A 16,448-nucleotide genomic window follows, 5' to 3' on the forward strand; every position below is an offset into this window, starting at 1 on the left:
GTGGTTGTTTTGCCGCAATCAGTTTGGAGATTATGTGCCGCCAGTTTGCAGGATGAACTGCCATCGCAGCAGTTCAATACCTGGATTCGGCCATTGCAAATCGATGAGTCGGCAGGTCCTGACCAGTTGCGCCTTTTAGCGCCCAACCGTTTTATTTGTGATTGGGTGGCGGAGAAATTCCTCCAGCGTATTCGCGAACTCGTCTCCCACTATCAACAGGGGTGTATGTTGCAAGTGGCGGTAGCGGTGTTGCCGCGCACCGGACTGATCCCGCCGCAATTTCCGCCTCCTGTTCGCCAATCACCTGCGGTTATGCCTTCGCGCCAGATAGATGTTCCATCCTTTACCGAAGCCTTGAATACGGGTTCTGATACCTATATTCCACGTGCTGCCGGGCGCCAGGATGTATCAGCCCCTGAACTGGAAGCCGCCGTCCAATATGCCGCGGAAACTGTGGTTGATAACGCTGCCAACGCACGGGATTCCGGCAGCGTTTTACGGGCCTCCCCTGTATTTAATGAAGAGCCACCCGAATCTGCCACGCTGCGCACCGGGGATGTGGAAGTTGAAGGTGGCCTTAAACACAGTAATTACCTCAACAGCGCCTGTACCTTTGCCACTTTTGTGGAAGGCAAGTCCAACCAGTTGGGTTTGGCAGCGGCGCGCCAGGTGGCAGAAAATCCCGGCGGTGCCTACAACCCTCTTTTTATTTACGGTGGTGTGGGCTTGGGAAAAACCCACTTGATGCAGGCCGTGGGTAATGCGATGGTTGCCAGGAATCCCAATGCCAAGGTGGTCTACCTGCATTCAGAACGCTTTGTGGCAGACATGGTGAAAGCCCTGCAGCTCAACGCTATTAACGATTTCAAACGCTATTACCGCTCTATGGATGCCTTGCTAATTGACGATATCCAGTTTTTTGCCGGTAAAGAGCGCTCCCAGGAAGAGTTTTTCCATACGTTTAACTCACTGCTGGAAGGCGGTCGCCAGATTATCCTGACTTGCGACAGATTTCCTAAGGAAATCAATGGCTTGGAAGAGCGCCTCAAATCCCGTTTCGGCTGGGGATTGACGGTAGCGGTAGAGCCGCCGGAATTGGAAACCCGCGTAGCAATCCTGATCAAGAAGGCAGAGCAGGCCAATATCGACTTGCCCCATGAAGCTGCCTTCTTTATTGCCCAGCGTATCCGCGCCAATGTGCGCGACCTTGAGGGCGCTTTAAAACGGGTGATTGCCAGTGCCAACTTTACCGGTCGATCGATCGATGTCGAACTGGTGCGCGAGGCTTTGAAGGATTTGCTGGCGCTGCAGGACAAACAAGTGGGTATTGATAATATCCAACGGGTGGTGTGCGAGTACTACAAGATCAAAATGAACGATATGATCTCCAAGCGTCGCAGCCGTTCTGTTGCCCGTCCGCGCCAGGTGGCCATGGCCCTGGCGAAGGAATTGACTAACCACAGCTTGCCCGAAATTGGCGAAGCTTTTGGCGGCCGTGACCACACCACGGTGTTACACGCCTGTCGCAAGATCAAGGAATTGCAGGAAGAGACTGCCGATATCCGCGAGGATATGAAAAATTTGCTGCGTTCTCTGACAACATGATTTATAAACCTGCTTTTTTGTGCGTCTTGTTAATAACGATCCCGGAAGATAATTGCGAAGAGACCATCACATGAAATTTGCCGTATCCCGCGAAGCCCTGTTAAAACCCCTGCAACTGGTAGCTGGTGTGGTGGAACGTCGTCAGACACTGCCGGTATTGTCCAATGTCCTGATTCAACTGGAAGGCGACCAATTATCGCTCACAGGTACTGACTTGGAAGTAGAGATCATTGGTCGCCTGACTCTGGAGCAGGCAGGTCAATCGGGGGAGATTACTGTTCCGGCCAGAAAGTTGGTAGATATCTGCAGATCCCTACCGGATGGCTCCACGATTGAGTTTTTTCTTGAAGAAAACCGTATTTTGGTCAAATCCGGTCGCAGCCGTTTTACTCTCTCAACCTTACCGGCTTCAGACTTTCCTAATGTAGAAGATGCTCCTGGCAACCTGCGTTTCAGTTGTGCCCAGGCGGAAGTTAAACGCCTGATTGAACGCACTGCCTTTGCTATGGCGCAACAGGATGTTCGCTATTACCTCAACGGTATGCTGTGGGAAGTTCGCCAGGATCACTTGCGGGTTGTGGCTACTGACGGTCACCGCATGGCTATGTGCACCCGTGCTATTGCGGTGAATACTGACGATGTTGTGCAGGCCATTTTGCCGCGCAAAGGTGTGTTGGAGTTATCCCGTTTGCTGGATGATTCAAGCGCGCAAGTGGAAGTGGTATTGAGTGCGAACCATATTCGTGTCACCTCGGTGGATTACACCTTCACCTCCAAGCTGGTGGATGGCAAATTCCCGGAATACGAGCGTGTACTGCCGCGCGGTGGCAATAAAGTAGTGATTGGCTCCCGCCTTGAACTCAAGCAGGCTTTTGCCCGTACCGCAATTCTCTCTAACGAGAAATATCGTGGCGTTCGCCTGTTGTTATCCAATGGTGTATTGACCATTGTGGCCAATAACCCGGAACAGGAAGAAGCGGAAGAACAGGTTACTGTGGATTACACCGGTGAGTCTTTGGAGATAGGTTTTAATGTGAGCTATCTCCAGGATGTTGCCAATGTGATCAGTAATGAGAACATCAAAATTACCCTGCTTGATGCCAACTCCAGTGCCCTGTTGGAAGAACCTGAAAACAGCGATTCCCTCTATGTTGTTATGCCAATGCGTCTCTAAGGCGCATTGGTTTTTTACTGAAACCTTTTTGTTATGTCCTTGGCCCGATTAAGGGTTCATCACCTGCGCAATCTTGAATCCGTCGATATAGAACCCTCGTCGAGGGTCAATCTTATTTACGGTTTAAATGGCTCCGGTAAAACCAGTTTGTTGGAAGCCATTAATGTCCTTGCCTTAGGGCGCTCTTTCCGCAGCCATAAACACAAACCTTTAATTAGTCATCAACAACTGGCTTTTACTATTTTTGGCCGGGTATTGGCTGATGATGCGGCGGAAATTCCAATTGGTATCCAGCGCAACCAGCAGGGTGAAGTGATGTTGAAGGCCAATGGAGCCAATGTAGGTTCTATTGCAGACCTGGCAATTTTCCTGCCGGTACAGGTGATCAATTCAGATACATTTTTATTGCTCGAAGGTAGCCCCAAGGTTCGTCGCCAATTTATGGATTGGCTGGTGTTCCACGTGGAACATCAATTCTATCCACAATGGAAATCCCTCCAGCGCTGTCTGAAACACCGCAATAGCCTCTTGCGCCGTGATAGAATAGATCCTTTTGAATTAAGCACTTGGGACCAGGAGTTAGTACAACTCACAGAACAAATCCACTGCTTTCGAGAGCAATGCATGGCCTTGTTTGTTCCTGTATTTGAGCAGCTATTGCAGGAGTTTGTCGTCCTTGAGGGACTGGAGCTGCACTACCAGCGGGGATGGGATAAACACAAGGATTACGCTCAAGTGTTACAGGATAGTTTTGAGCGCGATAAACGTCTTGGTGTTACCCATGCCGGTAGCCACAGGGCAGAACTGCGCATAACCCTAAACGGCCAGGATGCTGCTGAAATACTGTCTCGTGGACAGCAAAAGCTGCTGGTATGCGCGCTCAAAATTGCCCAGGGTTTGGTATTCAGCCAGGTAACCGGCCGTAAATGTATTTATCTGGTGGATGATCTTCCGGCAGAACTGGATGAACAACACCGGCAGCGCTTGGTGGATTGGCTTTATCGTATGGATACACAGGTATTTATTACAGGGGTTGAACGGCAAGCATTGTTGGCTGGCTGGCTGGATAAGCCGGAGATAACACCGAAAATGTTCCACGTGGAACATGGTAGGGTAAGTTGCCCTGCTTAAAACATCTTTTTGGATACGCCTTTAGCACCAGGGAAGACCTGGTACACGAATAAAACGCGGAGAATAGCTATGTCAGAAGAGAACAATTACGACTCATCCAGTATTAAGGTTCTCAAGGGCTTGGATGCGGTGCGCAAGCGCCCGGGAATGTATATCGGTGATACCGATGACGGTTCTGGCCTGCACCACATGGTATTTGAGGTGGTGGATAACTCCATCGACGAAGCCCTGGCTGGCTATTGCACCGAAGTACGCGTCACTATTCACCCGGATGAAACGGTTTCCGTAAGTGATAACGGCCGTGGTATTCCCGTGGATATGCACGAAGAGGGTGTCTCTGCCGCTGAAGTGATTATGACGGTGCTCCATGCCGGTGGTAAGTTCGACGATAACACCTACAAGGTGTCCGGCGGTTTACACGGTGTGGGTGTATCAGTAGTGAATGCCCTGTCAGAGTATTTAAAGCTGACGATCCGCCGCGCAGGCAAAATCCACGAGCAAATTTACTGCCACGGTGTGCCCGATGCGCCCCTGACGGTAGTCGGGGATTCGGTAACTACCGGTACTGAAATCCACTTCAAACCCTCAGCGGAAACCTTTACCAATATTGAATTCCAGTACGATATTCTGGCCAAGCGCCTGCGCGAGCTATCATTCCTTAACTCGGGCGTGCGTATCGTGTTAAAGGATGAACGCAGCGGTAAAGAGGAGATCTACCAATACGAAGGTGGCCTGAAAGCCTTTGTGGAACACCTCAATAAAAACAAAACCACCATTAATAAGATGGTGCACTTTGTTGCCAGCGGTCGTGAAGATGGCATAGGGGTTGAAGTGGCCCTGCAGTGGAACGATTCCTTCCAAGAAAACCTGTTCTGTTATACCAACAATATCCCCCAGCGCGATGGCGGTACCCACCTGGCCGGTTTCCGTGCGGCCTTAACCCGCCTGCTGAATACCTATATCGAAAAAGAAGGTATTGGTAAAAACGCCAAGGTAGCCACCACTGGTGACGATGCCCGCGAAGGCTTAACAGCGATTATTTCGGTAAAGGTACCCGACCCCAAATTCTCCAGCCAAACCAAAGACAAGCTGGTGTCTTCCGAGGTAAAAACGGCGGTAGAGCAGGAGATGGCAGAGCATTTTTCCTCCTATCTGCTGGAAAACCCCAATGATGCCAAGGCAGTGGTAGGCAAGATGATCGACGCTGCACGCGCCCGTGAGGCTGCGCGTAAGGCGCGTGAAATGACCCGCCGTAAAGGTGCGCTGGATATTGCCGGTTTGCCCGGCAAACTGGCTGACTGCCAGGAAAAAGACCCGGCATTGTCCGAACTCTACCTGGTGGAGGGTGACTCTGCCGGTGGTTCTGCCAAGCAGGGCCGTGCGCGCAAAACCCAGGCGATCCTGCCGCTGAAAGGTAAGATCCTTAACGTGGAAAAGGCCCGCTTCGACAAGATGCTGTCCTCTGCCGAAGTCGGTACCCTGATTACCGCCCTGGGCTGCGGTATCGGCAAAGAAGATTACAACCCGGAAAAACTGCGCTACCACAGCATCATTATCATGACCGACGCCGATGTGGACGGTTCGCACATCCGCACCCTGTTACTGACCTTCTTCTTCCGTCAAATGCGTGAGCTGATTGAACGCGGCCATATCTATATCGCCCAGCCGCCGCTGTACAAGATTGCCAAGGGTAAGCAGGAGCAATACCTGAAAGACGAAGCGGCCATGACCGAATTCCTCACCCAGGCAGCCCTGGATGGCTCAAGCCTGCATGTGAATCTGACTGCCCCGGGAATCAGCGGTGAGGCCCTGGAAAAGCTGGTACAGCAGTACCGCAAAGTGATGGCGACTATTGAGCGCCTGTCGCGTCTATACCCGGCAGATGTGTTGGAAAAGATGATTTATATGCCATCACTGCGCGCTGAGCACCTGGCTGACCAGGGCCATATCCAGCAGTGGTGTGACCAATTGCTGGCTCGCTTTAGCCTGGATGCGCGCGACGGCAGCCAGAAGTACATCATTAGTGTGCGCGAAGACCAGGAGCGCCACCTGTTCCTGCCCGAGGTGGAAATTATCGCCCACGGTATTTCAACCCATTACCCCTTCAACCATGACTTCTTTGCATCGGGCGAATACGCACAAATTGTTGCCCTGGGCGAGGAATTGGAAACCCTGATTGAAGAAGGGGCCTATGTGCAGCGCGGCGAGCGCAAGCAAACTATTGCCAGCTTTGCCGAAGGCCTGGAATGGTTAATGAAGGAATCGCGCAAGGGCTACAACATCCAGCGCTATAAAGGTCTGGGTGAAATGAACCCCGAACAATTATGGGAAACCACCATGAACCCGGAAACCCGCCGTATGCTGCGGGTAACCATCCAGGATGCTATTACAGCTGATCAAATTTTCACCACTTTAATGGGCGACCAGGTAGAGCCGCGCCGCGACTTTATTGAAACCAATGCCCTGGCCGTGGCCAACCTGGATGTATAAGGATTTGTGGCACATTTTTACGATTGAAATTTAAGCAATGGTCTATACTCTGCGGGCTTTGTTAGCGAGAGAAGTATTTGGGGCCTGTACAGGCCCTGGTAATCATTGACCTGCAGGTGAAAGATAAGAATGAGCGAGAAGCGTGTAACCAAAGTATTGTTGAGTCAGCTGGAGGATGTGCTGGAAGAACGCGATGGTGATGACCGTCGCAAGCGCGACCGGGGATTACCTGCCCATGTAAATGAGGATCGCCGTAAGGGCGATAGGCGCGCTGCCAGTAAGGATGAGAAACCCAAGGCTTGATATTGCAGGTCTTCCGGTAGATTGCACAGTCAGTTGTAAATAATGTGTTATTGGAAAGGGGAGCTGCGGCTCCCCTTTTTCGCAGGTTGGATTTATACAGGTTGGATTGGTATCCGGCGATTCCGCTCTCCCTGGCGTTTTGCTATCCGCAACCTAGCGCAGGAAGCTGCCGTCCACACCGATCTTGCCCGGGCCATTCAGCACATAGATACCGGCCGAGTAGGCTTTTACCGTGAAGCTTAAAGTACCGTTGTTAACGGTGACCGTATTGCCGGTCACCGCATCGCGATAGGTGCCGTTGCGCACACCGCTGACACTGACAGACTGGTCGCTGCTGCTGGCCAAACCGACCACGGCATAGCTGCCCTGGCTGTAGAGGTCGCGCACAAAGCTCATACCGGCACCCCATTCATTAACCTGGGTTGTCGGCGCTTTCTGCAAGGCGGGAACTGCTTTGCGGATCTGGTTCAGGCGCTTGATGTGCTGGTAGAGCGGGTGGGCCTGGGTGGTAGCCAGGTTATCCAGGTGCGGGCCAAAGTAGGCGCGGCCGGTCTGGTCGATGGTGTCGTTGTTACCGGCAATGTCCTGCGGCAGGCCGCCCTGGAACATGATTTCCTCGCCGTAGTAGAGGGTCGGGATACCGCGGTTGGTCCACAACAGGTTGTAGGCCATGGCGGCATTACCTTGGGCGCCGCCGTAACGGTATTTAAAGTCGTTATCCGGGCCCACATCGTGGTTTTGGAAGAACGTCACCAGTTGGGTGGCATCGCCGTACACCCAGTCCATGGCGAGCACACCGCCGATACCGCCGAAGTGGCCGCGCGTTACGTTATCGCGGAAGGTGGAAAAGACCGAGAAATCCAATACCGAGAAACCGGAATCGCCGCCGCCATTGGGGTTGGCCGGGTCGCTGGTGGTGCGGGTGTACCACCAGGGGCGAATGACTGCACTGGCGTTGTCACTGGCGATTTCGGAACCGAAGCCGGTGCCTTTTACCAGGTTCTCACCGAATACAAACAGGCCGGGTTTGTGCGCTTTCCAGTTGTTGACATAGGTGAGCAATTCATTGCGTTCCACGTGTTTCACCGTGTCGATGCGAATCGCGTCGACACCCATATCCAGGTACATACGGATGGCGCCGTTGAGGTAATCCTTGACATTCTGGCGACCGGTGGCCAGGTCGATACAATCACCTGCCATATGTTTCTTCTGCAGCGCCAGCGGGCTTTCCCAATCGCCACCGGACATAAAGCCATCCTGGTGATACCAGTTGGGGTCGAGGGTGGTGGCGTCTATGCCGAAGAAACGGTTGGGGTTATAGCCGGCCTGGGGCACGGTGGCACCGGTTTTGGGGTCGACCAGGGGCACAGTGCCGGCCGCATCGGACGTGTGGCGCTCGCGGAACCAGGCGGGGGCTACCGGGTTATCGTTATCGTCGCGGAATTCGCTCTTGTAATCGCCCAGGTTGCCCAGGTAGGGGCCGTTAACCACCTGGCCCTGGGTGCCGCCGGCGGGCACGTAGTATTTGATCGGCAGATGGTCGATCCACACCTGGCCGCGCAGGCCGTACTGGCTGGAGTGGTTGATCACCACATCCTGGATGACTTTCAGACCCTTGGCATGGGCGGCATTAATGAATTCCTGATAGCCAGCACCGGGTGATTCCAGGCGCGGATCCACCTTGTAGAAGTCATAGGCGTGGTAGCCGTGGTAATCCAGGCCGGAGCGATTTTCCACCGGCGGTGTTACCCAAATCGCGGTAAAGCCCAGGTCCTTGATGTAATCGAGTTTTTCAATCAACCCTTTAAAGTCGCCGCGCCAGTGGGGATCACCCGCTTTGTAGCGATCGCGGTTGTAGTAGTTGTTGTTGGCATCGCCATCGTAGAAACGGGCGGTGAGCAGGAAGTAAATCGTCTCGCTGCGGAAATCGCCGCTGATCACTGAACTGGTGGCACTGCTGGCTTGGCTGGAGGAAGAAGAACTGCTTGCGCTGGAACTCGTCAGGTTAGTCAGGGTGATGGCTTTGGTGCCGGCGTTAAAGCAGATCTTGTAGCTGGTATCGGCGCTTACGAGGTAATCGCTACTCGGATAGCTTTCAGTCCAATTGGCGTAGTGATCGATCTTGAAGCGCGGGTTGGTGCTGGCCGCGCCAAAGGTCTGCTGGGTGCAGTACAGGCCATTGTCCAGGGCCATGGCGGTAGAGCCCCAGTTATTGGGTGTGCCGCGGAAATACCAGCTATCGGCAGCGGTGCTGGAACTGGAGCTGCTGACCTGGCTGCTACTGCTGGATGACAGGGTGCTGCTGCTGGAAGAAGAGTTAGCGGTAACAGGCGTCAGGCTATAGGCGAGGGTGGCATCGTTGACCTGTACCTGATAGGTGCCCACCAGGCTGGTGTAGATATCGCTGCCATTTTGGTTGAGTACGCCATCGTTATTGCTGTCGCCGTAATTGGTTGCCCAGTTACCGGTAACATCAAATTTAAAACGCTGGTTAGCCTGGCCATCAAAGGTGACCTGGACAGTCCAGGTGTTATTGGCGACCAGGGCCATGGCGGTCGTACCCCAGCTATTGGGTGTACCGCGGAAATAAAGCGACGCGAAATTCTGGGTAAATCCGATACTGTCACAATTGCTGACAGCCTGGATGCTGATGGCCTTGGTACTGCTGTTGAACTGGATGTTGTAGGACTGGTTTGCCGTTACTGTGTAATCGGCACTGGGATAACTTTCGGACCAGTCACCCAGGCGATCTATCTTAAAGCGCGGGTTGGTACTGGCCGCGCCGAAAGTTTGGCAGGTGGTGAATTGGGTGCTGCTGGTGGCGGTCATCGCGGTGGTAGCCCAGTTATTGGGGGTACCGCGGAAATACCAATCGGCGTAAACACCCTGGCTGAGCCAAAGCGCTGCCAGGATTGCCAGTTTGAGGAACGTTTTCATACAGACTCCAACCTGAGGAGGTTTCCAGGGTTATTGTTATTGGGAACTGCAAAAGGCGTTTAAACCGCCTTTTAACAAGGGGTTGCACGCAACAAACGCAAAGCGCTACACGCAACAGGGAACTGCACGGGTTGCTTGGCTAAACATTGCAGGAAACTGCGGTGATCCCGCCGCTTTACCACTCACACGGCTTATTCTTGTTATGCCGTTTTCCTCTGTGGATTCCCGGGCAGGACTGGAGTCCGGATGGTTAGGGCCTGGGTGGCAGGGCTGCCGACACAGGGCCACGCTGGGGCGCCACAAAAGTGCGCAAGTACACTAGCCTCCTGGCGGTAATATCGACAATTAGCTGCATACGTATGCAGTTTTTGAATACGTATGCAGCAAAATTCAACTTTTGGCGTGGGTATACACCTGGGCTTTTGCCAAGGTTTTCCCGGCGCTCTAGACTCCCCCCGGCGCACAACACTAAAAAATAACCACTCAACAGAGAAGAGAGAACTTGTCGGGCCCTTTGCCCGACACACCATCCCTGGCTGGTTTCCGGGAGTTGGATAACGGCTATCGTGAAGTTCCGTTTTGCTATCGCTCCGCATTTGTTTGCAGGAAAGCCGCCATATTTCCTATATCGCAATTTACATAATCGTAAGGAGTGCTTATGTCATTACATCGTCCCTGTTTGGGCAGCCTGTCCCTGTCGGGTCTGTCCCTGGCCCTGTGCCTCGGGATTGCCTCGGCAAGCTATGCCAGTTCATCCGCAGTTTCCACCTCTGCACAAAACTCATCCGTGGCAGTCAGCAGCTCACCGGCAAGCCAATCGGCTTCCTCAAACCCCAATGGGAGCAGTTCTCGGCCGGGTAGCAGCTCCGGGTATTGCGGTTATTCCTCGGTTTCATCCTCAGGCCAGACAAGCAGTGCACAAGCCTATGCACTGACCTGCACCCTGAATGTGACTAACAGTTGGAATAGTGCCTACCAGGCCAGCGTGATTGTTAAAAACAACAGTGCGACCCCGGTGGAAGGATGGAAACTGGCCGTAGAAAACCCCGGTATCAGTTTGGGGTCAGCCTGGAATGTCCAGCACCTGGAGACAACAGCCAATAGCGTCACCTTTGGCAACCTGGGCTGGAATGGGCTGGTTGCGCCCGGCGGAACAGTAGAGTTTGGCGCCATCTTTAACCATAGTGGCTCCGGCCAGCCGCAACCGGTGTGCCGGATTATCCCGCCCGGCGTTGTTTCTTCCTCCCCGGCTGCCAACCAGCCACCGGTAGCGGATTTTGCCACTACCGTTAAGGGTGCCAGTGTCCATGTGCTGACCATTAACGCCCATGACCCGGATGGGGATAACCTTCGCTACCTGGTGGATTTTGGCGATGGCACCAGGATCGCTTACCCGGATGCCTGGCATACCTACAAAACCCCGGGTACCTACACCATTACCCAGACGGTCGGTGATGGCCAATTGAGCCATGTGCAAACCCGCGAAGTCACAGTGGGTGAGCCGGGGGCTAACCGCGCACCTGTCGCCATCTTCTCCCACTATGGCTATGGCTCCCAGGTATCGGTCAATGGCGGTGGATCGGCGGATATCGACGGCGACAGCCTCACTTACACCTGGGATTTTGGTTCAGGCCCTTTGGTAGGCAACCAGCGCAGTTCCGGCACGGTCGTGAATGGACTGGTTACCCTGACGGTATTCGACGGTGAATTGGGCGATACCCGCCAGGAAACGGCCGGCACCTTGCCCTGTACCTACTATGATCCACGCCCCCTGCCGGATTTCACCTATCGCATAGAGGGTGCGACGGTCTATCTGGATGCCAGTAATTCCCGCATCGTGGACAGTTTCCGCTGGGACTTCGGCGATGGCACTGTGGGCACCGGCACCTACACCAGCCATACCTATGCCGAACCTGGGGCCTACACCATCGAGCTTTATGCCAATGGTGGAATGATGAGCAACCGCGTCTCCCAGGTTATCCAGATAGAAGCCGGCGATAACGGAGGCGAGAACCTGCCACCGGTGGCGGCACTCAGTTGTACAGAACAGTTGGTCATTGGCGATGATTTTGAAAATGGCATCGCCTACTACACTTACACGACACGCTGTTCGGCGGCCGGAAGCAGCGATCCGGAAAACAGCCCGCTCAGTTACCGCATCGATTGGGGCGATGGCAGCAGTTCGCCGGTATCGACCAACACCAACTTTGCCCATAACTATACCGAGAGTGGTTATTACACCATTACCCTGCACGTAAGCGATGGAGTAAACACCAGCAGCAAAACCCTGGACTGGCAGGCATCCCGTTCCTATAGCACCGGCCCGCAACCTGAACCTGGCCCCACCCGCTGTGAATTTAAAATCACCAGCAGCTGGAATTCGGGGTTCACCGGTTGGCTGCGTGTTTACAACGATAGCAATGCACCGGTATCCGGTTGGGAGGCTGAAATAACACTGGCCGCTAACCAGCAGATAAGTAGTAGCTGGAACGGTACCTTGAGTGGTGCCAGCCCGGTAAAGGTCAGCAGTGTTGCCTGGAACGCCACCATTAATCCTGGCAGTTTTGCCGAAGTGGGATTCCAAATCTTGAGTAGCAATAATCCTCACCCGGTTCCGCACCTGGGAGGTCAATCCTGTTTGTAAGATCCGAACCAACCGGAGCGCCAGGCCCCGGTTGGTTTATGGAAACCATCTCAAAAATCATCCCTGCGCCGAAAAAACCTGTTTGCCAATGCCCCACTTTTTCAGGCGTGAAGCGAGGGTTGTCGGTTTGATGCCCAGTAACTGCGCAGCGCCTTCCTCGCCGTAAATTTTTCCCCCGGTTTTGCGCAGGGCATCGACAGTCGCCTGGTATTGGACCTGGCGGCAATCCTGCTCGGTCAGGCATGGTGCTGATGACTGGCCAGGATGTTCAATATGGCTGGCGGGTGAGGGCAGGTCATCCAGGATTAATTTATCGCCCTGGCTGACAATCACCTGGCGCTCGATACGATTTTCCAGTTCGCGGATATTTCCCGGCCAGTGGTATTCCTGCAAGCGCTGGATTTGCGCCAGGGAAATTTTTAATTCGGGTTTGTGGAAGCGCTGGCAGGTAGCTTTTAAAAAATGGGTAACCAATAGCGGAATATCTTCCAGGCGCTCGCGCAAGGGAGCGGAGCGGATGGGAAAAACATTTAAACGAAAATATAAATCTTCGCGGAATAAACCCTGTTCTACCCGTTGTTTTAAATCGCGGTTGGTGGCCGCAATAACGCGGACATCCACCTTGCGGGTAATGGATTCACCTACCCGTTCAAATTCTCCATCCTGTAACACGCGCAATAACTTACCCTGCAATGCCAGCGGCAACTCGCCAATTTCATCGAGAAACAAAGTGCCGCCATCGGCCACTTCAAAGCGGCCCAGGCGCGCGCTCACCGCACCGGAAAAAGCGCCGCGCACATGGCCGAAAAACTCGCTTTCAAATAATTCCGGTGGAATAGCCGCGCAATTGACGCGAATCAATGGGCGCTGGTTGCGCTCACTGGCGCGGTGGATAGCGCGCGCAATTAATTCCTTTCCGGTTCCCGATTCCCCGGTAATCAACGCAGTGGCCACCGTAGGGGCGACCAACTGGATCTGGTAATTGATCTGTTGTACCGCCGGGCTGCGCCCGACAATGTGGTGTGAATTAAAGCCCTCGCTGATTTCCTGTTGCAAATAGGCATTTTCCAATTCCAGTTTATGTTTCAAATGCTCTACCTGTTCCAGTGCCTGGCGCAATTCCTCCATAGTGGAGCGCAAGCGGGTCTCCGCACTTTTGCGCTCGGAGACATCGCGGAAAATAACCACAGCGCCGACCAGTTTGCCCTGGTCATACACCGGGGTACTGGTGTACTCCACCGGAACCGGGTGGCCATCGCGGCACCAGAAAACTTCATCGTCAACACGCCGCACACTGCCATCGCGAAAGGCGGCAAAGATGGGGCAATCCTGCACACAGTAATCCGAGCCATCGGTATGGCTGTGGTGGATCGCCAGGTGGATATTGTGGCCGATCAACGCTTCCGCCTTCCAGCCGAGGATTCGCTCCGCCGCCGGATTCACAAAGGTGGCGCGGCCCTCGGCATCCACACCGTAAATCCCCTCGCCAGCGGCATTGAGCAATAACTGGTTTTGCTGGGCGAACTCCTGGAACACCTGGGTAATGGCCGGGATTGGCAAGCGGTTGTGGTTCGCCGGGCAAGGGTGCGATGGCATGGAAGCAAGGGTATCGCTCACGGTGTGTCCTCTGTGCAGACAGGAATCCGGGGCGATACAACGAAAAATCGTGCCAGGTCTGACGATATTTCGTGAATCACGAAAAGTCGTGATGGATATTGCATTGCCCTCTAGGAAAAATTTTCCGCCAAATCAAGGTATTACACGACATAACCTGCATTGGCACAGTGCTCGCAATAGTACTTGGCAGCAAGACAACGCGAGTTTCAGATTTTTCACCACTGTGCGCCGTCGCCATCTGCTGGTGCGCGCATGCCTGAAAAGGGGGCGTTATGAGCAATAAGAGTTTGGGTGATCCATACCAGAGTGAGGTGTCATTAATCCACAGCAAACGTTGTCGTTGCGACAGCTGTCGTTTTGCCGGTGATGAACGCACCTATTCGCAAGCGCTGGAGCAACAGGCAGACCAGTCTTCAACGCACCGGGAAAGCAACGCACACCCGTGTGAATTCCAAAGTGCGGAAGAGGTGATGGATCGCGCTATTGAAAATACCATTGTGCGCGCTGTGTTCGGCCAGGATGATCACAGTCGCCGCCGTTTTATTCGCGCTGTTGGCGGCGGCACCCTGGCCGCCGCACTTTCCTCGGTACTGCCCATGGGCGCTATCAAAGCGGCCGCCAAGGAAGCGGGTGGCCCCTTGGAAAAGAAAAAACTCAATGTCGGTTTTGTTCCCATCACCTGCGCCACGCCGATCATTATGGCCCACCCCATGGGTTTTTATGCCAAACATGGCCTGGAGGTGGAAGTTATCAAAACCGCCGGCTGGGCTGTTGCACGGGATAAATCCCTGGCGGGTGAATATGACGCATCCCATATGCTCACACCCATGCCCCTGGCGATGAGCTTGGGGATAGGCTCCACCGCTAAAAATTTCATTATGCCCGCCGTGGAAAATATCAATGGCCAAGCCATTGTGCTGCATGTGGATCACAAGGACAAACGCGATCCCAAGCAGTGGAAAGGATTTAAATTCGGTGTGCCGTTCGAATATTCCATGCACAATTTTTTGCTGCGCTATTACGTGGCTGAACATGGGTTAGACCCGGACAAGGATATTCAAATCCGCGTGGTACCGCCGCCGGAAATGGTTGCCAATTTGCGCGCAGGCAACCTCGATGGCTATCTCTCACCCGATCCTTTTAACCAGCGTGCTGTGTGGGAAAAAGTCGGCTTTATCCATACGCTTACCAAGGATCTCTGGGACGGCCATCCCTGCTGCGCCTTTGCCTGTAGCCAGGAATTTGCACTAACCCATCCGAACACCTACGGTGCCTTGCTCAAATCGATTGTAGAGGCGACACACTATTCTTCCAAAACGGAAAACCGCAAAGACATTGCCGCCGCCATTGCGCCGGCCAATTACCTCAACCAACCGGTGCCGGTGATCGAACAGGTGTTGCTGGGCCGCTATGCCGATGGTTTGGGTGAGGTGAAACATGTACCCGATCGCATCGATTTTGATCCCTTCCCCTGGCACTCCATGGCGGTGTGGATTCTCACCCAAATGAAACGCTGGGGTTACATCAAAGGCAATGTGGATTACCAGACCATCGCGCGCCAAGTGTATCTCGCCAGCGACTGCGAAAAAGTGCTGAAAGAGCTGGGCTACCCGGTGCCCAGCGGCACTAACAAAAATTATTTCATCATGGGCAAAGAGTTCGATGTCACCAAGCCGGATGACTATATCAACAGCTTCACCATCCGGAGAACCTAGGCATGCACTCACTCAACCTGCGAGCGCTGCTGCTTTCCATTTCCCTGTTAGTGGTGGTGTTGGGAATTTGGGAAATAGCGGTACAGCCCCCGGCTGTTAGCGAAGCACAATCCGAATATGAATTGCTGATGGGCGGTGCTGCGCAAGAGGCGCGGGTGCCGCCGCCGTCGGCCATTATCCAGCGCGCCTGGGAACAATTGAGCAATCCCTTCTACGATGCCGGCCCCAACGACAAAGGCATAGGTATCCAACTGGGCTATTCGATTTACCGGGTGCTTACCGGTTTTTCACTCGCGCTGTTCATTGCCATTCCTGTTGGGTTTTTAATTGGCATGTCGCCGCTGATGTACCGTGCACTCAATCCCTATATCCAAGTATTGCGCCCTATATCGCCACTGGCCTGGATGCCGCTGGCACTATTCATCATCAAGGATTCGGAAACCTCGGCCATCTTTGTGATTTTTATTTGTTCCATCTGGCCTATGTTGCTCAACACGGCTTTTGGTGTAGCCAATGTGCGCGAGGACTGGATTAATGTGGCGCGTACCCACGAGCTTTCACCCTTGCGCACGGCCTTTACCGTTATTTTGCCAGCGGCAGCGCCAACCATTTTAACCGGCATGCGTATTTCCATCGGTATTGCCTGGCTGGTGATTGTCGCCGCCGAAATGCTGGTGGGTGGAACCGGAATTGGTTACTACGTGTGGAATGAATGGAACAACCTGGATTTAACCAGTGTGATCTTTTCCATTTTAATGATTGGCCTGGTGGGTATGTTGCTGGATCTGGCACTTACCGCTGTCACCAGGCTGGTTCAGTACGAGGAGTAATG

General features: G+C 53.7%; 10 protein-coding genes. 8 read left to right on the plus strand and 2 right to left on the minus strand.

Annotated elements, in window-relative coordinates:
- The first annotated feature begins 9 nt into the window (after positions 1-9).
- The 5 genes from dnaA to CJA_RS19515 all read left to right on the plus strand — a co-directional run bounded on the left by dnaA (position 10) and on the right by CJA_RS19515 (position 6,703).
- Positions 10-1,605 carry a chromosomal replication initiator protein DnaA gene (gene dnaA, locus CJA_RS00005; protein WP_041551822.1) on the plus strand — a complete coding sequence of 532 codons (1,596 nt, stop codon included), beginning with the start codon at positions 10-12 and terminating at the stop codon, positions 1,603-1,605.
- 70 nt (positions 1,606-1,675) lie between these two features.
- Positions 1,676-2,779 (plus strand): DNA polymerase III subunit beta, encoded by a 1,104-nt coding sequence (gene dnaN, locus CJA_RS00010; RefSeq protein WP_012485686.1) that lies wholly within the window; start codon positions 1,676-1,678, stop codon positions 2,777-2,779.
- Between the two features lie 33 nt (positions 2,780-2,812).
- A complete protein-coding gene (recF, locus tag CJA_RS00015) occupies positions 2,813-3,910 on the plus strand; it encodes a DNA replication/repair protein RecF (protein ID WP_012485687.1) in 1,098 nt (365 codons plus the stop codon).
- Between the two features lie 69 nt (positions 3,911-3,979).
- Positions 3,980-6,400 carry a DNA topoisomerase (ATP-hydrolyzing) subunit B gene (gene gyrB / locus CJA_RS00020; RefSeq protein WP_012485688.1) on the plus strand — a complete coding sequence of 807 codons (2,421 nt, stop codon included), beginning with the start codon at positions 3,980-3,982 and terminating at the stop codon, positions 6,398-6,400.
- 129 nt (positions 6,401-6,529) lie between these two features.
- Complete coding sequence (locus CJA_RS19515; RefSeq protein ID WP_012485689.1) at positions 6,530-6,703, plus strand: hypothetical protein; 174 nt, start codon at positions 6,530-6,532, stop codon at positions 6,701-6,703.
- 153 nt (positions 6,704-6,856) lie between these two features.
- Here CJA_RS19515 and CJA_RS00025 read toward each other — a convergent pair whose 3' ends face one another.
- Positions 6,857-9,640, minus strand: a complete 2,784-nt coding sequence (locus CJA_RS00025) for an alpha-amylase family glycosyl hydrolase (RefSeq protein ID WP_012485690.1) — start codon at positions 9,638-9,640, stop codon at positions 6,857-6,859.
- 658 nt (positions 9,641-10,298) lie between these two features.
- Here CJA_RS00025 and CJA_RS00030 point away from each other — a divergent pair.
- Positions 10,299-12,284 (plus strand): PKD domain-containing protein, encoded by a 1,986-nt coding sequence (locus CJA_RS00030; RefSeq protein WP_012485691.1) that lies wholly within the window; start codon positions 10,299-10,301, stop codon positions 12,282-12,284.
- Between the two features lie 57 nt (positions 12,285-12,341).
- Here CJA_RS00030 and CJA_RS00035 read toward each other — a convergent pair whose 3' ends face one another.
- Positions 12,342-13,901: a sigma-54 interaction domain-containing protein gene (locus tag CJA_RS00035; protein ID WP_238526797.1), complete on the minus strand. Its 1,560-nt coding sequence runs from the start codon at positions 13,899-13,901 to the stop codon at positions 12,342-12,344.
- Between the two features lie 272 nt (positions 13,902-14,173).
- On the opposite strand from CJA_RS00035, the gene CJA_RS00040 reads away from it, so the two are divergent.
- The gene (locus CJA_RS00040; protein ID WP_012485693.1) at positions 14,174-15,616 is read left to right on the plus strand and encodes a CmpA/NrtA family ABC transporter substrate-binding protein; all 1,443 of its coding nucleotides are present in this window, start codon (positions 14,174-14,176) and stop codon (positions 15,614-15,616) included.
- Between the two features lie 2 nt (positions 15,617-15,618).
- Complete coding sequence (ntrB, locus tag CJA_RS00045) at positions 15,619-16,446, plus strand: nitrate ABC transporter permease (protein ID WP_012485694.1); 828 nt, start codon at positions 15,619-15,621, stop codon at positions 16,444-16,446.
- Positions 16,447-16,448: the final 2 nt, after the last annotated feature.

Origin of the sequence: Cellvibrio japonicus Ueda107 (genome assembly GCF_000019225.1) — a bacterium.
Lineage (GTDB): Bacteria > Pseudomonadota > Gammaproteobacteria > Pseudomonadales > Cellvibrionaceae > Cellvibrio > Cellvibrio japonicus.